Source organism: Methylobacterium sp. ARG-1 (assembly GCF_001262595.1).
GTDB classification, from domain to species: Bacteria; Pseudomonadota; Alphaproteobacteria; order Rhizobiales; family Beijerinckiaceae; genus Methylobacterium; species Methylobacterium brachiatum.
Map to the genome: position 1 here is coordinate 43,063 of NZ_LHCD01000005.1, position 20,935 is coordinate 63,997.

A 20,935-nucleotide genomic window follows, 5' to 3' on the forward strand; every position below is an offset into this window, starting at 1 on the left:
CGATCCCAAACGGGCCCTCATCCTGAGGTGCGGCCGCGAAGCGGGCGCCGCGAAGGAGCCCTCCAGAAGGCCGCGCGATCCCTGGAGGCCTCCTTCGAGGCCCGCTGGCGCGGGCACCTCAGGATGAGGAGGTTGGGTGGGATCGGCGATGTCGCCACGTTGAATTGAGTTTCCCATGACACCCGTCACCGTCTTCGCGGGCCAGAAGGTCGCCCTGTTCGGGCTCGGCGGCTCGGGGCTGGCCACGGCCAACGCGCTGAAGGGCGGCGGTGCCGAGGTGATCGCCTGGGACGACAATGCCGACAGCGTCGCGCGGGCGCGGGAGGCGGGGATCGGCACGCAGGATCTGCGCGAGGCCGACTGGTCCGGCTTCGCGGCGCTGGTGCTCAGCCCCGGCGTGCCCCTGACCCATCCCGAGCCGCACTGGACCGTCCGGCTGGCGCGCGAGACCGGGATCGAGATCATCGGCGATATCGAGCTGTTCTGCCGGGAGCGCCGGGCGCGGGCGCCCGAGGCGCCGTTCGTGGCGATCACCGGCACCAACGGCAAGTCGACCACCACGGCGCTGATCGCCCACGTGCTGGCCCAGGCCGGGCGCGACGTGCAGATGGGCGGCAATATCGGCACCGCCATCCTGTCGCTGGAGCCGCCGGATGCCGGCCGCGTCCACGTGATCGAGATGTCGTCGTTCCAGATCGACCTGACCCCGGGCCTCGACCCCACGATCGGCGTGCTGATGAACATCACGCCGGACCATCTCGACCGCCACGGCACCATGGAGCAATACGCCGCCATCAAGGAACGCCTGATCGCCGGCGCCGGCCTGGCGGTGGTCGGCATCGATGACGGTCCCAGCCGGGCGATCGCCGAGCGGCGCGCGGGCGACCTCGTGCGGGTCCACGTGCCCACCGGCGACGCCCTCTGCACCGACGCCCTAACCGTGCGCGACGGCATCGTCCGCGATCGCGACGGCACGGCGCTCGCCGACGTCAACGGCATCGGCTCGCTGCGCGGGGCGCACAATTGGCAGAACGCCGCCGTGGCGGTGGCGGTGGCCCGGGCCCTCGGCCTCAGCGGCGAGGCGATTCAGGCCGGCCTGTCCTCGTTCCCGGGGCTGCCGCACCGGATGGAGGAGGTCGGACGGCGCGGCGCCGTGCTGTTCGTCAACGATTCGAAGGCGACCAACGCGGATTCCACCGAGAAGGCGCTGACCGCCTTCCGGGACATCCACTGGATCCTCGGCGGCAAGGCCAAGGAGGGCGGGATCTTCCCGCTGGTGCCGTATTTCCAGCGGGTCGCCCACGCCTACCTGATCGGCGCGGCCTCGGACGCCTTCGCGGCGACCCTCGAAGGCGTCGTGCCCTACACCCGCTGCGAGACTCTCGAGGTCGCTGTCCCCAAGGCCGCCGAGAACGCCGCGGCTTCGGGCGCTCCGGAGCCGGTGGTGCTGCTCTCGCCGGCCTGCGCCTCCTACGACCAGTTCCGCAATTTCGAGATCCGCGGCGACCGGTTCCGGGAGCTGGTGCGGGCGCTGCCCTGAGGGGCGCCAAGGGCCGTCATCGACGCCCGAACTCTGCCCGTCATTCCAGGACGCCGTAGACACGCCCCAAATCCGCAGCCGCCGACGGCGCAAAGTTCTGCTGGCCTATGTTTCCAGGTTCCGGGCTCCGCGCCGCCTCCCCGGCATGACGGCGTGCTGGGTCCCGGCTCCAATGCAAGGGCCAAGCACGCCCTCGCGCAACCGCGCGGCTTCGAAGACCATCTTCCATTCGAGCCTGCGATTGCCCTCAGAAGGCATCCCCGTCAGCGCGCCAGCACCTTGGCGGCGTCCCGGGTGGTGCCGACCGCCTCGGAGACGTCGGCCACCGCCTGCACGATCGCCCCGATATTGCCGGTGATCGCCGTGACCGCGCCGGCGGCGCTCTGCATGCTCTCGGCGAGGTCGCGGGTCACCGCGCTCTGCTCCTCGATCGCCGCCGCGGTGGTCACCACGGTCTCGCGCATGACCGAGACCGAGGTCCCGATCGAGCCGAGCGCCGAGACCACCTCCTGCGAGACCTGCTGCACGCTCGCGATCTCGCCGTTGATCTGCCCGGTGGCGCGAGCCGCCTGATCGGCGAGCGCCTTCACCTCGGAGGCGACCACCGCGAAGCCGCGGCCGGCCTCGCCGGCACGGGCCGCCTCGATGGTCGCGTTGAGCGCCAGCAGGTTGATCTGGCCGGCGATGCTCTGGATCAGGCCGACGATGCTCGACATCGCCGTCGCGCTGTCGGCGAGCCGCTTGGTGTGACCGTCAGCGTCCCGCACGCAGGCATAGGCGGTGTCGGTGGCGCTCTGGGAGCGCACGATGCTCTGGGACATCTCGGCGACGGAGGCGGCCAGTTCCTCGGCCGCGGCTGCGACGGTCTGAACGTTGCCCGAGGTCGAATCCGCCGCCGAGGAGGCCAGGCGGGCGGCATCGGTGGAGTGCAGGACCGCGTGCTCGATCGCGCCGAAATTGGTGTCGATCAGCTTCCGGAGATCGGCGAGCAGGCGGACCTGCTCGGTGATGTCGGTGGCGAATTTCACCACCTTGTAGGGGCGGCCGGCGGCGTCGAGGATCGGGTTGTAGGAGGCCTGGATCCAGACCTCGCGCCCGTCCTTGCCGAGGCGCCGGAATTGCGCGGCCTGATAGGTGCCGTTCCGGAGCGCCGCCCAGAACACCCGGTAGGCTTCGCTGTCGCGATAGGCGGGCTCGACGAACAGGCTGTGGTGCCGGCCGACCACCTCGTCCCGCCCGTAGCCCATCGCGGCCAGGAAGTTGTCGTTGGCTTCGATCACCATCCCGTCGAGGTCGAACGCGATCACCGCCTGGACCTTGTGGATCGCCGCGATCTGGCCGGCGCGGTCGGCCTCCTCGGTGCGCTGCCGGGTGATATCGGTGGCGAACTTCACCACCTTGTAGGGCCGCCCCCGAGCGTCGAGCATCGGATTGTAGGACGCCTCGATCCAGATCGGCCGGCCGCCGCGGCCGACCCGCCGGAACTGGCCGGACTCGAAGGCGCCGGCGCGCAGGCGATCCCAGAACGCCCGGTAATCCGCGGAATCCCGGTAATCCGGATCGACGAACAGGCTGTGGTGCTGGCCGACCACCTCCGGCAGGGTGTAGCCGACCGCATCGAGGAAATTGGTATTCGCCGAGAGGATGCGGCCGTCGAGATCGAACTCGATCATCCCCTGCACGCGGTCGAGGGCGGCCAGCTTCGCAGACGTTTCACGAGCCTTCAGGGCAGCGAACATGGCGGACCGACTTCTGCTGTGGGGAGATTGGGGCTGGCGCGGCGGCGCGCGACGGGCCGCTTCCAGAACCTGATGGCGATGCATCTCAAGGTTGCGTGGCGAGGATTAACATTCGATGACATCGACCACAGTACAGGGCGGCCAAATACGCTAGCTCCCCGCGGCCGCGCGAGCGCCGCCAACCGCTGGGCCGCCCGGTCATAAGGCTCCGTTTACCATTCCCCCACAGGATCGGCCCGACCCACGCGGACCGGCCTCCGTGTGGCCTGGAGTCGTTGCCCGGCATGATCTCACGCGCGGAACGCACACCCCTCACCGACTGGTGGTGGACGGTGGACCGCGGGCTGCTCGCAGCGCTGTTCGCGCTGATGGTGGCCGGCCTGGTCTTCCTGATGGGCGGCGGCCCACCGGTCGCCGAGCGCATCGGCCTGCCGACCTTCTACTTCCTCAATCGGCAGGCGCTCTACCTGGCGCCGACCATCCTGCTGATCTGCGCAGTGTCGTTCCTGTCCCTGCGCGGGGTCCGGCGGCTGGCGCTGGTCACCTGGATCTGCGGCGTCGCGCTCTGCCTACTCGCCGGCAAGTTCGGCCCTGAGATCAAGGGCGCGCATCGCTGGATCCAGTTCGGGCCGATCGGCCTGCAGCCGTCGGAATTCGTGAAGCCCGCCTTCGTGGTCGTGGCCGCCTGGGCGTTCTCGGAGGGCGCGCAGCGCCGCGACATGCCGGGCGGCTTCCTGGCGCTGCTGCTCCTGCCGGTCACCATCGTGCCGCTGCTGCTCCAGCCGGATTTCGGCCAGACCATGCTGATCACCATGGTGTGGTGCGCGCTGTTCTTCGTCGCCGGCCTGCACCTGATCTGGGTGGCGCTGCTCGGCGTGCTCGGGCTCGGCGGCGTGTTCGCGGCCTACCTGTTCTTCCATCACGTCCGCGAGCGCTTCAACAAGTTCCTCGATCGGGATTCCGGCGGTGGCTTCCAGGATTTCTGGTCGCGCGAGTCGTTCCGCTCGGGCGGCTGGTTCGGCACCGGCCCGGGGGAGGGGGTGGCCAAGCGGCACCTTCCGGACGCACATACCGACTTCATCTTCTCCGTCACCGGCGAGGAGTTCGGCGTGATCGTCTGCTTGTGCCTCGTGGCCCTGTTCGCCTTCATCGTCCTGCGCGGCCTCAAGCTGGCGCGGCGCACCGACGACACCTTCTCGCGCCTGGCGATCACCGGCCTGACCACCCTGTTCGGATTGCAGGCTTGCATCAACATGGCGGTGAACACGCAGCTGATGCCGGCTAAGGGCATGACCCTGCCGTTCGTCTCCTTCGGCGGCTCGTCGATGATCTCCCTGGCGCTCGGCACCGGCTTCCTCGTCGCCCTGACCCGCAAGCGCCCGCGCACCGTCCTGCTCAGCCAGAAGCCCCCCGGCACCGCGTCGGCCACCGTCGCCGGAGTGATGCGGTGACCGTCTTTACCCCCACGATCCTGCTCTGTGCCGGTGGCACCGGCGGGCACCTGTTCCCGGCCGAGAGCCTCGCCCACGCCCTGCGCGCCCGGGGCATCCGGGTGGCGCTCGCCACCGATGCCCGGGTCGACGCGATCTCGGGCGAGTTCCCGGCCTCCGAGGTCGTCACGATCGCCTCGGCCACGCCGTCCGGCCGTTCGCCGCTGAAGCGGGCCGCCGCCGTGCTCACGCTGGGCCGCGGCTTCGGGGTCGCCGCCAAGGAGATCCGCCGGATCAACCCGGCCGCGATCGTCGGCTTCGGCGGCTACCCGACCGTGCCGCCGGTGCTCGCCGGCCAGATTCTGCGGGTGCCGACGGTGCTGCACGAGCAGAACGCCGTGATGGGCCGGGCCAACGCCTTCCTGGCGCGGGGCGCCCGGACCATCGCCACCGGCTTCAAGGACGTCCGCGGCGTGCCCGACAAGGCGCGCGCCCCGCGGATCCACACCGGCAACCCGCTTCGCCCCGCGGTGATCGAGGCGGCCGGGATCCCGTATCCGGCCTTCGGTGCCGGCGATGCCCTGCGGCTCCTGGTGTTCGGCGGCAGCCAGGGCGCCCGGGTCATGGGCGAGGTCGTGCCCGAGGCGATCGAGCGCCTGCCCGCCGACCTGAGAGCCCGCCTGCACCTCGTCCAGCAGGTCCGGCCCGAGGACCTGACGGCGGTGCAGAACCGCTACCTCGCCATGGGCCTCGCCGGGATCGAGGCGGCACCGTTCTTCAAGGACCTGCCGGCTCGCATGGCCGCCAGCCACCTGGTGATCTCGCGCTCGGGCGCCTCGACGGTCTCGGAACTCGCGGCGATCGGCCGGCCCTCGATCCTGGTGCCGCTGCCCGGCGCCCTCGATCAGGACCAGGCCGCCAACGCCGCGACCCTCGACGCGATCGGCGCGGCGCTGGCCCTGAAGCAGACCGCCTTCACCCCGGATCGCCTCGCCGCCGAGCTGGTCGCGTGCTTCGCGACGCCGGCAAAATTGACCGCGGCGGCCGATGCGGCCAGAAGCGCAGGCATTCACGACGCCGCTGAGCGGCTGGCCGAAGTCGTCATCGAGACGGCTCGCCGCTTGTAGCAAGGGGGTTTCCAAAGGGCTGAGCCCTTTGGCGGGGTGTCGGGGCGCAGCCCCTGAGACCGGCGGGCCCGCCCGCACCCGCGAAAGGTCGCAGGCCTTTCGAAACCATGACGTTACGGAAGGTACGACGACAGATGAAGCTGCCCGACAAGCTCGGACCCATCCACTTCATCGGCATCGGCGGCATCGGCATGTCCGGCATCGCCGAGGTGATGAACAACCTCGGCTACACGGTCCAGGGCTCCGACGCCTCGGACAACGCCAATGTCCGCCGGCTCGCCGAGAAGGGGATCCGCACCTTCGTCGGCCATCAGGCCGAGAACGTCGACGCGGCCGCCCTGGTGGTGGTCTCGACCGCAATCCGGCGGGACAACCCGGAACTCCAGGCCGCCCGCGAGCGCCGGCTCCCCGTGGTCCGGCGCGCCGAGATGCTGGCCGAGCTGATGCGCTTCAAGTCCTGCGTCGCCATCGCGGGCACCCATGGCAAGACCACCACGACCTCGCTGGTTGCCACGCTGCTCGATGCCGGCAACCTCGACCCGACCGTGATCAATGGCGGCATCATCAACGCCTACGGCACCAACGCCCGGATGGGCGACGGCGACTGGATGGTGGTGGAGGCCGACGAATCCGACGGCACCTTCCTCAAGCTGCCGGCTGACGTCGCGATTGTGACCAACATCGATCCCGAGCATCTCGACCATTTCGGCTCGTTCGATGCGGTGAAGGACGCGTTCCGGCGCTTCATCGACAACATCCCGTTTTACGGGTTCGCGGTGATGTGCACCGACCACCCGGTGGTGCAGGACATGGTCGGCCATATCGAGGACCGGCGGATCATCACCTACGGCGAGAATCCCCAGGCCGACGTGCGCCTGCTCGACGTGGACCTGAGGGGCGGCCAGAGCCGGTTCCGCGTCATGATCCGCGACCGGCGCCCGGGCTTCCGCATGGAGATGGAAGATCTGGTCCTGCCGATGCCCGGCAAGCACAACGCGCTGAATGCCACTGCGGCTCTGGCCGTCGCCAACGAGCTCGGCGTCTCGCACGACGCGATCCGCCGGGCCCTCGCGGGGTTCGGTGGCGTCAAGCGCCGCTTCACCCGCACCGGCGAATGGAACGGGGCGACGATCTTCGACGATTACGGACACCATCCGGTGGAGATCAAGGCGGTGCTCAAGGCCGCTCGCGCCTCGACCGACGGCAACGTCATCGCGGTGGTCCAGCCGCACCGCTATACCCGTCTCGCCTCCCTGTTCGACGATTTCTGCACCTGCTTCAACGACGCCGACACCGTGATCGTCGCCCCGGTCTACACGGCGGGCGAGGCCCCGATCGAAGGGGTCGACCGCGACGCCCTGGTCTCCGGCCTACGCTCCCGCGGCCACCGCGACGCCCGTCCCCTCGACCGGCCGGAGGAGCTGGCCGGGATCATCGCCGAGCTCGCAAAGCCCAGCGACTACGTCGTGTGCCTGGGCGCCGGCACGATCACCCAATGGGCCTACGCGCTGCCGGGCGAACTCGCCGCGCGGGGGAAGTGAGCGGGATGCGAGCGGCCGAGACGGAACGTACCTGGTTCCGTCGGCATCTGCGGCAGTCCCAAACAGAGGCGGAGCGCCGTCTCTGGAACCGGCTGCGCGACCGACGCCTCGGCGGCTTCAAGTTCGTGCGTCAGGAATCGATCGGACGCTACGTCGCGGATTTCTGCTGTCGCGAGGCACGTCTGATCGTCGAGATCGATGGCAGTCAGCATGCGGACAATGCGCGCGATCGCGTCCGGGACGCATGGCTGGTCGCGCGGGGCTACCGCGTCCTGCGCTTCTGGAACCCCGAGATTGCGGACGATATCGTAGCGGTTCTGGACACGATCCTGGCCGCGCTTCCCCCCTCTCCCCGCACGCGGGGAGAGGGCCGCGACGACCTCGCCGTCGGCGCGGCAAGCCCGAAGGGCGAAGGTGAGGGGGCGGCTCCGGACGAGCCTTTGCCGGAGCCGCCCCCTCACCCTCGGCTGCCGCCTCGATGCGACGACGACAGGGTCGTCGCATCCCTCTCCCCGCAAGCGGGGAGAGGGGAGATCACACCATGACCGCATCGCTTCACGACCGTATCCGCGCCGCCGCGCCGGACTTGCGCGGGCGCCTGCTCGCCGACCAGCCGCTCGCAGACCTCACCTGGTTCCGGGTCGGCGGCCCGGCCGAGGTTCTGTTCACCCCGGCCGACGAGGAGGATCTTGCGCGCCTGCTCGCCGCCCTGGAACCCGACGTGCCGGTCACGGTGATCGGCCTCGGCTCGAACCTGATCGTCCGCGACGGCGGGGTGCCGGGCGTGGTCATCCGCCTCGGCGGCAAGGCGTTCGGCAGCATCGCGGTCGAGGGCGACACGCTGCAGGTCGGCACCGCCGTGCCGGATATGCGCCTCGCGAAAGCGGCGGCCGAGGCCGGGCTCGACGGACTCGCCTTCTACCGCGGCATCCCTGGCTCGATCGGCGGCGCCCTGCGGATGAACGCCGGCGCCCATGGCGGTGAGACCACCGACGTGCTGGTCGAGGCCCACGGCGTCGACCGGACGGGCGCGTCGCGCCGCTTCAGCCATGCCGCGATGGGCTTTTCCTACCGGCATTCCGATGCGCCCGAGGACGTGATCTTCACCCGGGCCCTGTTCCGCGGAAAGCCCGGCGACCGCGCCGCCATCGAGGCCGAAATGGAGCGGGTGACCGCGGCCCGGGAGGCCGCGCAGCCGATCCGTGAGCGCACCGGCGGCTCGACCTTCGCGAACCCGGACGGCGGCAAGGCCTGGCAGCTGATCGACGCCGCCGGCTGCCGGGGCCTGACTCGGGGCGGCGCCCAGGTCTCGCCGATGCACTGCAACTTCCTGATCAACACCGGCGGCGCCACCGCCGCCGACATCGAGGGGCTGGGCGAGGAGGTCCGGCGCCGGGTGCGAGAGACCAGCGGGATCGCGCTGCGCTGGGAGATCCGGCGGATCGGCGTAGATTCGACGATGGTAAGCCGGTAAGATGTAAGTTGAGCCGGAGGCGTATCGGCCATGCCCGAAAAACGCGCCCGCACCGCCTATTCGAAGATCTCCGTCAAGAGCCAGACGGTACTGCCCGCGGAGGTGCGCGAGCGTCTCGCAATCGGCCCGGGCGATCGTCTGCGCTACCGGATCACGCCGGAGGGCATCCAGATCGACAAGGCTCCGCCGGAAGGGGAGGATCCGTTCGTGGCGTTCACGGAATGGGGCGGCCCCATCGACGACGAAGATTATGCCGACCTCTGATGCCTCGCATGTTCCGGCCGGCACCATCGTGGTCGTGCCGTTCCCCTATTCGGACCGGCTGGCCGAGAAGCGGCGCCCTGCACTCGTCGTGTCCGGAACCGCGGTCGCAGAGGCCGGCTATGTGTGGATCGCGATGATCACCAGCGCCCGCAACACCCGCTTGGCCGGCGACATTGCGATCGCGGATCTCGACGCGGCCGGCCTGGGCGTCGCCTCCGTGGTGCGCCCGCTGAAGATCGCCTGCATCGAACCCAACCGGATCCTCCGCCGCCTCGGCGCCCTGCATCCCGACGCGGCGGCAGCGGTCTACGCCGCGATCCGTGGCATGGTTGGCCAAGCGTGATCCGATCCCCGACCCAGCTTTCCCCGGAGCCCACCATGTCCAAGCACGTCGCCGTCCTCCTGGGCGGCACCTCCGCCGAACGCGAGGTCTCGCTCAGCTCCGGCGCGGCCTGCGCGGCGGCCCTCGAAGGGGAGGGGTTCCGGGTCACCCGGGTCGACGTCGGCCCCGACATCGCGTCGGTGCTCACCGCCTTGCGGCCGGACGTCGCCTTCAACGCGCTGCACGGCCCGGACGGAGAGGACGGCACGATCCAGGGGCTCCTGGAGATCCTGAAGATTCCCTACACCCATTCGGGCGTGCTCGCCTCGGCGCTCGCCATGAACAAGGAGCGGGCGAAGACTGTGATGCGCGCCGCCGGCGTCGACGTCCCGGAGGGTCGGATCGTTAACCGCTTCGAGGCCGCAAAAAACCACCCGCTGCCGCCGCCCTACGTGGTCAAGCCGATCGCCGAAGGCTCCTCGGTGGGCGTCATCATCGTGCGCGACGGCCGGACGCACCCGCCCCAGATCCTCGCCTCCGAGGAATGGACCTTCGGCGAGCAAGTCCTTGCAGAACCTTACATAGCCGGTCGCGAACTCACCTGCGGGGTGATGGGCGACAAGGCCCTCGGGGTGATCGAGGTGAAGGCCGCCACGGGGGATTGGTACGACTACGACGCGAAGTACGCCCCGGGCGGCTCGGTACACGTGCTGCCGGCCGAACTTAAACCAAATGTTTACCAGCGTGTCCAAGAGTTGTCGTTAACGGCGCATCAAGCACTGGGCTGCCGGGGCGTCAGCCGTGCCGACCTTCGCTACGACGACACACCGGGTGGAACCGGTCTGCTCGTGGTTCTGGAGGTCAACACGCAACCCGGCATGACCCAGACGAGCCTTGTGCCAGAGATGGCGGCCCATGCGGGCCTTGGTTTCGGTGAGCTCGTCCGATGGATGGTGGAGGACGCTTCTCTGAATCGCTGAGCGGCGGTGACGCTGCCGGTCGTGGCCTTCCCGCGCGCCTTGTCGGCGCAGCGCTGGATCGGCTGACCGGACGCGTCCCCTCCCGCTCCCTCTCGGTGCGCCGGTCCCGCAAGGGTCAGCAGCTGACCGAGCGCTTGCCGCGGGGCGTCGGCGCCGTCGGCGTCTCCCTCTCCTTCGCCGCTGTGGCGCTCGCCGGCTTCGTGGCGAGCGGGCGCTACGAGTCCTTCGTGGCCGAGCAGGGCCAGCCCCTCGATATCGCGGCGCGCGTCCTCGGCTTCGGCGTCGAGCGCGTGACCATCTCGGGTATCTCAAGGATGTACGAGCGTGAGGTGCTGGCCGCGGCCGGCATCGACTGGCGCTCCTCGGTCCCCTTCCTGGATGTCGTCGCGGTGCGCGAGAAGCTTCTGCGCGTGCCCCTGATCGCCCAGGCTTCGGTCCGGAAGATCTACCCCAACGAGATCGCGATCACCCAGGTCGAGCGCGAGCCCGCCGCCCTCTGGCAGAAGAACGGCGAGATCAACGTGATCGCCGCCGACGGCACCGTGATCGACGCCATGCGGGACGACCGCTACGCCAGCCTGCCCCTGGTCGTCGGCGACGACGCCAACAACAAGCTGCCGGAATATCTCGCCCTGATCGCCGCCGCCGGCCCGCTCTCCGAGCGGATTAAGGCCGGGACCTATGTCTCGGGCCGGCGCTGGACGCTCAAGCTCGACGGTGTCGACGTGCGGCTGCCCGAGATCGACCCGGCCGCGGCGCTCGCGCGTCTCGTCCGGTTCGAGCGCGAGGCCGGCCTGCTCGAGAAAGACATCATCGCGGTGGATCTGCGCATGCCCGACCGCCTCGTGGTGCGCCTGACCGAGGAGGCCGCCGCCGCCCGCGCGGAAGCCCAGAAGGCGAAGAAGAAGGGCGCGGCCAGCTGATGCCCTTCCTGTCGATCTCCGCCCGTCCCGCCTTCTGCGTCCGGTAGCGTCAATGCACAGCCAACACGGCCTCACGCCGCGACTGAAGCCGCTCTCCGCCCGGCGCTCGACCACCCTCTCGGTGCTCGATATCGGCACCAGCAAGGTCGTCTGCCTCATCGCCGAGCTGCAGCCGGCCGAAGCGCTCTCGACCCTGCGCGGCCGGACGCACCTCGCCCGCATCATCGGTATCGGCCATCAGCGCTCCCTGGGGCTGAAGGGCGGGGCGATCGTCGACCTCGCCGCCGCCGAGGGCGCGATCCGCCAGGCGGTGCACGCCGCCGAGCGGATGGCGAAGGTCGAAGTCCAGTCGGTCATCGTCAACATGTCCGGCGGCCGGCTCGCCTCGCAGCATTTCCAGGCCCGGGTGAACGTCCGGTCGGGCACCGTCACCGGCAGCGATGTCGAGCGGGTGCTGGAGACGGCGAGCGCCCACGGCGTCAGCCCTGGCCGGGCCGTGCTGCACGCGCTGCCCACCGGCTACGCGCTGGACGGGCAGGGCGCGGTCATCGACCCGTCGGGCATGATCGGCGAGGCGCTGGGGGTCGACCTGCACGTCGTCACCAGCGAGCTCGCCGCCGCCCGCAACGTCATGCTGGCGGTCGAGCATTGCCATCTCGGGGTCGAGGCGGTGATCGCCACGCCCTACGCCGCCGGGCTCTCGGCCCTGGTGGACGACGAGGCCGAGATGGGCGTGTGCGTCGTCGACATGGGCGGCGGCACGACCAGCGTCGGGGTGTTCTCGGGCGGCCACCTTGTCCACGTGGACGCGGTGGCGGTCGGCGGCCACCACGTCACCATGGACATTGCTCGGGGCCTCTCCACCCGCATGGCCGCGGCCGAGCGGCTGAAGACCCTCTACGGCTCGGCCCTCTCCACCCCCTCCGACGATCGCGACATGATCGCCGTGCACGGGGTCGGCGAGGACGAAGGCGAGGCCCCGGCCCACATCCCGCGCTCGCAGCTGGTACGGATCATCAAGCCGCGGGTCGAGGAGGTGGTAGAGCTGGTGCGCGACCGCCTGCGCGACGCCGGCTTCGCCGCCCAGGCCGGGCGGCGGGTGGTGCTCACAGGCGGCGCCAGCCAGCTCGTCGGCCTGCCGGAAGTCGCCCGGCGGGTCCTCCAGGGCCAGGTCCGGATCGGCCGGCCGCTCGGGATCCGCGGCCTGCCCGAGGCGGCCAAGGGTCCGGCCTTCTCGGCCGCCGTCGGCCTGCTGGTCTACCCGCAGGTCGCGCATGCCGAGCACTTCGAGCCGCGGGGCCACGGCGCCTTCGCGGCCACCGGATCGGACCGGTACATCAGCCGGGTCGGGCGCTGGATCCGGGACAGCTTCTAGGTTTCACCCCCGTCCTGTTCGGCGGGGGATCGAAAAAATATCGGCGCCGCAGCGCCGCACGGAAAGCAGAGTAAGCGAGAGGCTCGACACCATGGCCATTACCCTCCAGGCGCCGGACATCCGGGAACTCAAGCCCCGCATCACCGTCTTCGGTGTCGGCGGCGCAGGCGGCAACGCAGTCAACAACATGATCGAGTCGGGCCTGCTCGGCTGCGAGTTCGTGGTCGCCAACACCGATGCGCAGGCGCTCACCTCCTCGAAGGCGGAGCGGGTGATCCAGATGGGCCTGGGCGTCACCCAGGGCCTGGGCGCCGGCTCCCACCCGGAGGTCGGCTCCGCCGCCGCCGATGAGGTGATCGACGAGATCCGGGACCAGCTCTCGGGCGCCCACATGTGCTTCATCACCGCCGGCATGGGCGGCGGCACCGGCACCGGCGCCGCACCGGTCATCGCCCGCACCGCCCGCGACATGGGCATCCTCACGGTCGGCGTCGTGACCAAGCCGTTCCAGTTCGAGGGCGTGCGCCGCATGCGCACGGCCGAGTCCGGCATCCAGGAGCTGCAGGCCGCGGTCGACACCCTGATCGTGATCCCGAACCAGAACCTGTTCCGGGTCGCCAACGAGAAGACCACCTTCGCCGACGCCTTCGCGATGGCCGACCAGGTGCTCTATTCCGGCGTCGCCTGCATCACCGACCTGATGGTCAAGGAAGGCCTGATCAACCTCGACTTCGCCGACGTCCGGGCGATCATGCGCGGCATGGGCAAGGCCATGATGGGCACCGGCGAGGCGTCCGGCGAGAAGCGCGCCAACCGCGCCGCCGAGGCGGCCATCGCCAACCCGCTCCTCGACGACGTCTCCATGAAGGGCGCCCGCGGCCTGCTGATCTCGATCACTGGCGGCTCCGACCTGACCCTGTATGAGCTCGACGAGGCCGCCACCCGCATCCGCGAGGAGGTCGATCAGGACGCCAACATCATCCTGGGCGCCACCTTCGACGAGAGCCTCGACGGCATCATCCGCGTGTCGGTCGTCGCCACCGGCATCGAGCCGCTGCTGATCTCCGCCAACTCGACCAACAACCCGGCCATCGCCGAGACCGAGCAGCGCATCGCCGAGGTGGCCGAGCGCCTGCGGGCCGAGGCCCGGGCCCGCGCGTCCTCGCCGGTTCCGAGCATCCGCACGGACTCGATCGCCCAGGCCCCCGCGCAGAACCCGGCGCCGGCCGCCCCGCAGCCGGCCCCCGAGGCGCGGACCGAGACCCGGTTCGACGCCCCCGCCCCGGTCGCCCGTGACGAGGTCGTCCTCGCCCCGGCCCAGCCGCGCGCCGCCGCGCCGTTCGTCCCGGCCCCCGCCCCGCAGCAGGCGGAGCCGGCGCCGCAGTTCCAGGCCGGCCCATTCGTACCGCCGCGTCCGGCCGCTCCCGCGGCCGCGCCGCTCGCCCGCGCCCCGCGCATGCCGCAGATCCACGAGCTGCCGCCGATCGCCCAGAATCAGATCCTGGCGAACCGGGCCGCCGAGGAAGCTGCGCCTGAGTCCAAGCGGACCTCGCTGCTGCGTCGCCTCGCCACCGTCGGCTTCGGCGGCCGGCGCGACGAGATGGAGGGTGTGCCCGCCCCGCGGGCCGCGGCCCCGGTCGCGCCGCAACCGCACGCCGCCCAGCCGAACGTGGCTCAGCCGCACCTGGCTCAGCCCCACGTGCCGCCCGCCCCGCGCGCTCCACTTCCGGCGGCGCCGCAATACCGGCCGGCCCAGGGGAGCCTCGATGCCCAGGGTCGCGTCGCGCCGCAGTCGCGGATGATGGACGACGATCAGCTCGAGATCCCGGCCTTCCTGCGCCGCCAGGCGAACTGAACGGCGAAAGACCCAAGACCAGAAGCGGGAGCCGGCGGGAAACCGCCGGCTCTTTGCGCTGCAACGAAGCAACTCTTAGTTGCGGAACGACAGGATTGCGGTCACAGCGGGGTTAAGGTTTGTGACGCTATCCCCAGGCGCGTGATGCATCGGGGCCACAGAATGGCCGTCGGTTAGCCACGCATTAACCAAGCTTTAAGCCTTTGTGCCGTCAGCTTTTTAGCGGCTCCAAACGGCAAGCGTGTCTGTAACAGAGCGTAAGAATCCGTGATTTGGCTGCCCTGTGCGGTGCAGCTATAGACACTCGCAGACCAATGAGACGCGTTGCAGGACACAACCTGATAGCGCGGTTAGGGGCTTCAAGCAGCGGACGGATCGGACAGTTTCCTCACCATCCCGGGTCGGGATGGCGGGACCTGATCGCGGCCGGGGGCTAATGAATGCGAACGCATAAACAGACGACCCTGAAGGGTCCGGCGACGCTCTCAGGCGTAGGGGTCCATTCCGGGAACCCGGCCGAGATCACGATCCGCCCCGCTCCGGCCAATCACGGCATCGCGTTTCTCCGCACCAGCACCACTCACGGCAACGACCGCCTGATCAAGGCCCACCACGCCCTCGTCTCCGCCACCGAACTTTGCACCGTCATCGGTGACGTCGAGACCGGTGCCGTGGCCACCATCGAGCATCTGATGTCGGCCCTCTACGGACTGGGCATCGACAACGCCCTGGTCGAGATCGACGGGCCAGAGATGCCGATCCTCGACGGGTCAGCCCTCCAATTCGTTCAGGCCATCGACACGGTCGGGATCGCAACCTGCAACACGCCGCGCCGCTGGCTCAAGGTCCTGCGCCACGTCCGCATCGAGACCGGCCGCGCCTTCGCGGAGCTGCGCCCGATCGACCGGGGCTTCCGCCTCGACGTGGAGATCGATTTCGACAGCCCGGTGATCGGCCGCTCGCGCAAGGCGATGGACCTCTCGCCTGCCACCTACCGCCGGGAGATCGCCGGCGCCCGCACCTTCGGGATGATGAAGGACGTGGAGCGCTACTGGAAGGCCGGCTTCGCGCTGGGCGCCTCGCTGGAGAACACTGTCGCGGTCGGCGAGACCGCCGTGGTCAACCCCGAGGGCCTGCGCTTCCCGGACGAGTTCGTCCGCCACAAGATCCTCGACGCGGTCGGCGACCTCGCGCTGGCCGGCCTGCCGATCCAGGGCGCCTACCGCTCCTATTGCGGCGGCCACCGGATGAATGTCGGCGTGCTCTCCGCCCTGTTCGCCGACCGGTCGAACTACGCCGTCGTCGAGGCGCAGGGCTCGCGCCGCGAGACCGTGTTGTCCGAGCTCGGCGTCGGTCTGGGCATCGCCGCCTTCGCGGGCGAGCTCTGACCGCAGACCTGTGACCCGCGGGACACAGCCGGCAACCAATCCGGGCGGCCGCAGCCTTGCCGCTTTCATGCCCGAATCAAACGTCAGGGTTTAACGGTCCGTGAACGACGGGCCCGGCTCGGTCGGGCCGGATCCAATCACGCGATGGCACGACGGCGCGGGACGTGCGCCGGTCCCGGGAAAGAGCGCCAGATGCCTGTCACCATTCGTCATCGCCGGGCGGCAGCCTTCGCGGCGCCCTTCGTGGCCGTCCTCGGCCTGGGCCTCGGCGGCTGCGACTTCGACCCGACCAACCTCTTCGCCGAGAAGTACAAGCCCGAGGTCGTTCCGGATGTCCCGGCGGACAAACTCTACAGCGAGGGCTTGGCCAAGCTGGAGGACAGCGACTACGAGGGGGCGATCAAGAAGTTCGACAACCTCGACAAGCAGTACCAGTATTCCGATTGGTCCCGGAAGGCACTGCTGATGACTGCCTACGCGAATTACGAGGGCCAGAAGTACGACGACGCGATCAGCGCCGCGAAGCGGTACCTGCAGCGCCACCCAGCCAGCAAGGACGCCGCCTACGCGCAGTACCTGATGGCGATGTCGAACTATAAGCAGATTCCGGACGTGACCCGCGATCAGGACCGGTCCGAGAAGGCGCTCGTCGCCCTGCAGGAGCTGGTCCAGAAGTATCCGACCTCCGAATACGCCACCGACGCGCGGTCCAAGATCCAGATCACCCGGGATCAGCTCGCCGGCAAGGAGATGGAGGTGGGCCGCTTCTACCTCGAACGGCGCAACTTCCCGGCCGCGATCAACCGCTTCCGCGACGTGGTCGCCAAGTACCAGACCACCCGCCACGCGGAAGAGGCGCTCGAGCGCCTGACCGAGGCGTACTGGGCGCTCGGCATCACTCAGGAGGCGCAGAACTCCGCGGCCGTGCTGGGCCACAACTTCCCCGACAGCCCCTGGTACAAGGACGCCCACGCGCTCCTGGCCAAGGGTGGCGTCGAGCCCCGCGAGGAGAAAAGCTCGTTCCTCTCCAAGATCTACCGGAGCGTAACCGGCAAGACCGCCTCGGCCGAGTGACGATCCCGGCGGGCCGCGTCCTGCCGCAGGCGGCCTTCGGCTCGCCGTGAAACGCCCCAGGGCCCGGAGCCGCCGCTCCGGGCCTTTCTTGTCCGCGCAGCCCCGCGGCACTGCAGATGCGCCGCGGTGCATTTTTGGGGTGAATCCGCGCCGCAGCAGCCTTATGTCTGCGGTCCCATTCTCAGGAATCCCGTCGCCGCATGCTGGCGCAGCTCGCGATCCGCGACATCGTTCTGATCGACAGGCTCGAACTGAATTTCCGGACGGGGCTGAGTGTCCTGACCGGGGAGACCGGTGCGGGCAAATCGATCCTGCTCGACGCCTTTGCCCTGGCCCTGGGCGGCCGCGGCGATGGCCGCCTCGTGCGTCACGGCGAGCCGCAGGGCGGCGTCACCGCGGTGTTCGACCTGCCCTTGGACCACCCGGCGCGCCGGATCGCGGCCGAGGCGGAGATCGACACCGAGGGTGACCTGATCCTGCGCCGGACCCAGATGGCGGACGGGCGCACCCGCGCCTTCGTCAACGACCAACCGGTGGGCGTGCAGGTCCTGCGGGCGATCGGCGCGGCGCTGGTGGAGATCCACGGCCAGCACGACGACCGGGCCCTGTCCGATCCGGCCTCGCACCGGGCGATCCTCGACGCCTTCGGGGGCCTGCAGGGCCAGCTCGCGAAGGTCGCGGCGGCAGCCAAGGCCGTGCGCACGGCGCGCGCCGAACTCGCCGAGCATCGCGCCCGCATCGAGGCGGCGCGCAAGGAGGCCGACTTCCTGCGCCACGCGGTCGAGGAACTCGCGGCGCTAGCGCCCCAGCCCGGGGAGGAGGCACAGCTCGCCGAGCGCCGCAGCATCATGCAGCAATCCGAGAAGGTCGCCCGCGAGCTGAACGAGGCGCTGGACGCGGTCGGTGGGCCGCATTCCGGCGTGGCGCACATCTCAGCCGCCCTGCGCAAGTTGGAGCGCCGCGCTGGCCAGCTCCCGGCGCTGATCGATCCCTGCGTCAATGCCCTCGACGCCGCCATGGTCGCCCTCGACGAGGCGCGGGCGGTGCTGGACGCGGCCGTGGCCGAGACCGAGTTCGACCCCCGCGACCTGGAGCGGGCGGAGGAGCGGCTGTTCGCGCTGCGCGCCGCCTCGCGCAAATACGACGTCCCGGCCGACGACCTCGCCGCCCTGGCGGAGCGCTACGCCGGAGAGGTCGCGACTCTCGATGCCGGCGAGGCGGCATTGGAGGGGCTGGAACAGGCCCGCGCCAAGGCCGAGGCCCAGTATGCCGAGGCGGCGGAAAAGCTCAGCGCCGGTCGCCGCCGGGCGGCCAAGCAGCTCGACGCGGCCGTAAAGGCCGAGTTGCCGCCGCTGAAGCTGGAGCGTGCCCGGTTCATCACCGAGATCGTCACCGATCCGGAGGCGCGCGATCCCGCGGGCATCGACCGCGTCGAGTTCTGGGCGCAGACCAATCCCGGGACGAAGCCCGGACCCATGATGAAGGTCGCCTCCGGCGGCGAGTTGTCGCGCTTCATGCTGGCACTGAAGGTGGTGCTGGCCGACAAGGGCTCGGCCCCGACCCTGATCTTCGACGAGATCGACACCGGCGTCGGCGGCGCGGTGGCGGACGCGATCGGCCTACGCCTAGCGCGCCTCGCCAGCACCGTGCAGGTCGTGGCGGTGACCCATGCGCCCCAGGTGGCCGCTCGGGCGAGCACGCATTTCCTGATCGCCAAGACCCCGGTCAAGGGCGCCGGACGCGTCGCGACCCGTGTGGCGAGCCTGCCGGTAGCGGAGCGCCGCGAGGAGATCGCCCGGATGCTGGCCGGCGCGACGGTAACCGATGAGGCACGGGCCGCGGCGGCTCGGCTGCTTCAAGGCGCGGATGCGTGAACGCCGATCAACCTTAACCGTTGGTTGCGCGTAACCTTTCATTAACCATTCTTCGCGAGACTGCTTCCATCCCGGTGCCGTGCTCTGGCGTACGCGGTTGAAGGGCGGGAGGAAAACATGAAGCCGTCTATCGTCACGTCCGAGGGAAGCCCGCATATGGGCCGGTCCCTCAAGCAGGCGATCGACACGCAACAGCTCGGGCTGACGCTCCGCACCGTCTACGAGGGCAGCGTCGACACGCAGCCGATCACGGACACCCACGTGGAACTGCTCCTCCGCCTTCGTCAGAAGGAGCGGGAACTGCGCCGGGTCGGTTAGGGCCACCCGTGCACCGAATCGTCACGCGTTCCGGGGTGGAGTTCCTCCCGGCGGAAGGCTGCTGAGCCTTACCAGCGCCGCGAGCCGGGCCGCCGGCGATACTCCGCCGCCCGGATCTGCGTGAGAATCCTGTCGAGGTCCACGAGAAGTTCCGCCTCCTCGCGCCGCGCCTGCGCGACGGCCGCCGCGTCGCTGCCGAAACGCTGGCGTGCCTGAGCCAGGGTCAGGGCGCGTTCCACGGCCTCGCGGGCGGCATGCAGGGCGAGCCAAGCCGCATCCGGGCCGGCCGCGTCGGGACCTGCCCCTGCCTCGGTCCCCTGGTCATCCACGATCCGAACACCTTCTGATCACAGCGCGGCATCGCTCGCCGATCCCCGGCCGATCGTCCGGTGCCGCCACCCGGTATGAACGCACGAGCGCCGCAAACCGTGCCGTCGCCCGCGCCGCGCGCTGTCATGGCGATGTCATCTCCCTGTCGTAACGCCCGGCTCATCGGGCGGCCGGCGCCGGGTCTCTTGGAAGACCGGCCGCACAGCTCTGCCGCGGGCATGGGCTTGCCGGCAGAGAGGCGCAGGCTCTCGCCCGACGGCAACGGAGATACCCTTGAGACCCTTCGCTTACGCGCTCGCCGTCGGCCTCGCGACGGTTCAGCTGGCGTCCGCGGCACTCGCTGCCGATATCACGGGTGCCGGCGCAACGTTCCCGTTCCCGGTCTACTCCAAGTGGGCCGAAGCCTACCGGAAGGAGACCGGCTCGGGACTGAACTACCAGTCCATCGGCTCCGGCGGTGGCATCAAGCAGATCCAGGCCAAGACCGTGGATTTCGGCGCGACCGACGCCCCCCTGAAGGGCGAGCAGCTGGCCAAGGACGGTCTCGTCCAGTTCCCCACCGTGATGGGCGGCGTCGTGCCGGTCGTGAACATCACCGGCCTCGAGCCCGGCAAGCTGAAGCTGACCGGCGACGTGCTGGCCGACATCTACGCCGGCAAGATCGCGAAGTGGTCGGACCCGCGGATCGCCAAGCTCAACGAGGGCGTGAAGCTCCCCGACGCGACCATCACCCCGGTCTACCGGTCCGACGCCTCGGGCACGACCAACATCTTCACCACCTACCTGTCGCAGGTCTCCGAGACCTGGAAGAAGGATTACGGTGCGGCCACCACGATCTCCTGGCCGGTCGGGCAGGGCGGCAAGGGCAACGAGGGCGTGACCGCCACCGTGAAGCAGGTGCCGAACGCGATTGGCTACGTCGAATCCGCCTACGCCAAGCAGAACAAGCTCGCCTATGCCCTGCTTCAGAACAAGGCCGGCAAGTATCCGCAGCCGGACGACAAGGCCTTCCAGGCCGCTGCCGCCAGCGCCGACTGGAAGTCGGCCCCGGGCTTCGGTATCTCGCTGACCAACCAGCAGGGCGAGGAGGCCTGGCCGATCACGGCGGCGACCTTCATCCTGGTCCACAAGGATCCGGCCGACCCGGCCAAGGCCGCGGATACGCTCAAGTTCTTCGATTGGGCTTACAAGAACGGCGATAAGCTTGCCTCCGACCTCGACTACGTGCCGCTGCCGGACAACGTCGTCGCCCTGATCCACGAAGAGTGGAAAAACGTGAAGGGCAAGGACGGTAAGCCTGTCTTCAACATGTGAGTGACTTGGAGGGGGGAGGCTTGCAGCCTCCCCCCTCGCTTCGCGGACTGCACCGCGCTACCACGCC

19 protein-coding genes are annotated in these 20,935 nt (G+C 69.9%); 17 read left to right on the forward strand and 2 right to left on the reverse strand.

The window, feature by feature from the left end:
- The first annotated feature begins 175 nt into the window (after positions 1-175).
- Entirely contained in the window at positions 176-1,540 is a 1,365-nt protein-coding gene (murD, locus tag AKJ13_RS07545) for a UDP-N-acetylmuramoyl-L-alanine--D-glutamate ligase (protein ID WP_050732810.1), read from the forward strand.
- A gap of 263 nt (positions 1,541-1,803) precedes the next feature.
- Here murD and AKJ13_RS07550 read toward each other — a convergent pair whose 3' ends face one another.
- The gene (locus AKJ13_RS07550) at positions 1,804-3,279 is read right to left on the reverse strand and encodes a PAS domain-containing methyl-accepting chemotaxis protein (protein WP_050732811.1); all 1,476 of its coding nucleotides are present in this window, start codon (positions 3,277-3,279) and stop codon (positions 1,804-1,806) included.
- Between the two features lie 284 nt (positions 3,280-3,563).
- Between AKJ13_RS07550 and AKJ13_RS07555 the strand changes: the two genes are divergently transcribed.
- From AKJ13_RS07555 to AKJ13_RS07625, 15 genes are all read left to right on the forward strand, one after another.
- Complete coding sequence (locus AKJ13_RS07555; RefSeq protein WP_050732812.1) at positions 3,564-4,730, forward strand: putative peptidoglycan glycosyltransferase FtsW; 1,167 nt, start codon at positions 3,564-3,566, stop codon at positions 4,728-4,730.
- Positions 4,727-5,836, forward strand: coding sequence for an undecaprenyldiphospho-muramoylpentapeptide beta-N-acetylglucosaminyltransferase (gene murG / locus AKJ13_RS07560; protein ID WP_050732813.1), 1,110 nt, complete (start codon positions 4,727-4,729; stop codon positions 5,834-5,836). The genes AKJ13_RS07555 and murG overlap by 4 nt, the downstream gene beginning before the upstream one ends.
- A 134-nt stretch (positions 5,837-5,970) precedes the next feature.
- Positions 5,971-7,377, forward strand: coding sequence for a UDP-N-acetylmuramate--L-alanine ligase (murC, locus tag AKJ13_RS07565; RefSeq protein WP_050732814.1), 1,407 nt, complete (start codon positions 5,971-5,973; stop codon positions 7,375-7,377).
- Between the two features lie 5 nt (positions 7,378-7,382).
- Positions 7,383-7,922: a DUF559 domain-containing protein gene (locus tag AKJ13_RS07570; protein ID WP_050732937.1), complete on the forward strand. Its 540-nt coding sequence runs from the start codon at positions 7,383-7,385 to the stop codon at positions 7,920-7,922.
- Complete coding sequence (murB, locus tag AKJ13_RS07575; RefSeq protein ID WP_050732815.1) at positions 7,919-8,851, forward strand: UDP-N-acetylmuramate dehydrogenase; 933 nt, start codon at positions 7,919-7,921, stop codon at positions 8,849-8,851. Before AKJ13_RS07570 ends, murB begins: the two co-directional genes overlap by 4 nt.
- Positions 8,852-8,881: 30 nt before the next feature.
- On the forward strand, positions 8,882-9,115 hold the full coding sequence (locus tag AKJ13_RS07580; protein WP_050732816.1) for an AbrB family transcriptional regulator: 234 nt from the start codon (positions 8,882-8,884) through the stop codon (positions 9,113-9,115).
- Positions 9,102-9,458, forward strand: a complete 357-nt coding sequence (locus AKJ13_RS07585; RefSeq protein ID WP_050732817.1) for a type II toxin-antitoxin system PemK/MazF family toxin — start codon at positions 9,102-9,104, stop codon at positions 9,456-9,458. Before AKJ13_RS07580 ends, AKJ13_RS07585 begins: the two co-directional genes overlap by 14 nt.
- 35 nt (positions 9,459-9,493) lie before the next feature.
- Complete coding sequence (locus tag AKJ13_RS07590) at positions 9,494-10,417, forward strand: D-alanine--D-alanine ligase (protein ID WP_007562331.1); 924 nt, start codon at positions 9,494-9,496, stop codon at positions 10,415-10,417.
- Positions 10,384-11,340, forward strand: a complete 957-nt coding sequence (locus tag AKJ13_RS07595; RefSeq protein WP_050732818.1) for a cell division protein FtsQ/DivIB — start codon at positions 10,384-10,386, stop codon at positions 11,338-11,340. Before AKJ13_RS07590 ends, AKJ13_RS07595 begins: the two co-directional genes overlap by 34 nt.
- 52 nt (positions 11,341-11,392) lie before the next feature.
- A complete protein-coding gene (gene ftsA, locus AKJ13_RS07600) occupies positions 11,393-12,715 on the forward strand; it encodes a cell division protein FtsA (protein ID WP_007562333.1) in 1,323 nt (440 codons plus the stop codon).
- Positions 12,716-12,806: 91 nt separating this feature from the next.
- Positions 12,807-14,570, forward strand: a complete 1,764-nt coding sequence (gene ftsZ, locus AKJ13_RS07605) for a cell division protein FtsZ (RefSeq protein ID WP_050732819.1) — start codon at positions 12,807-12,809, stop codon at positions 14,568-14,570.
- 440 nt (positions 14,571-15,010) lie between these two features.
- Positions 15,011-15,958, forward strand: coding sequence for a UDP-3-O-acyl-N-acetylglucosamine deacetylase (gene lpxC, locus AKJ13_RS07610; protein ID WP_050732820.1), 948 nt, complete (start codon positions 15,011-15,013; stop codon positions 15,956-15,958).
- A 192-nt stretch (positions 15,959-16,150) separates the two neighbouring features.
- Positions 16,151-17,032, forward strand: a complete 882-nt coding sequence (locus AKJ13_RS07615) for an outer membrane protein assembly factor BamD (protein WP_050732821.1) — start codon at positions 16,151-16,153, stop codon at positions 17,030-17,032.
- 200 nt (positions 17,033-17,232) lie between these two features.
- Entirely contained in the window at positions 17,233-18,906 is a 1,674-nt protein-coding gene (gene recN, locus AKJ13_RS07620) for a DNA repair protein RecN (protein WP_050732822.1), read from the forward strand.
- 117 nt (positions 18,907-19,023) lie between these two features.
- Positions 19,024-19,224 carry a hypothetical protein gene (locus AKJ13_RS07625; RefSeq protein WP_050732823.1) on the forward strand — a complete coding sequence of 67 codons (201 nt, stop codon included), beginning with the start codon at positions 19,024-19,026 and terminating at the stop codon, positions 19,222-19,224.
- A 68-nt stretch (positions 19,225-19,292) separates the two neighbouring features.
- Here AKJ13_RS07625 and AKJ13_RS07630 read toward each other — a convergent pair whose 3' ends face one another.
- On the reverse strand, positions 19,293-19,553 hold the full coding sequence (locus AKJ13_RS07630) for a hypothetical protein (protein ID WP_050732824.1): 261 nt from the start codon (positions 19,551-19,553) through the stop codon (positions 19,293-19,295).
- A gap of 274 nt (positions 19,554-19,827) precedes the next feature.
- On the opposite strand from AKJ13_RS07630, the gene pstS reads away from it, so the two are divergent.
- A complete protein-coding gene (gene pstS, locus AKJ13_RS07635; protein ID WP_050732825.1) occupies positions 19,828-20,868 on the forward strand; it encodes a phosphate ABC transporter substrate-binding protein PstS in 1,041 nt (346 codons plus the stop codon).
- The last annotated feature ends 67 nt before the right edge of the window (positions 20,869-20,935 follow it).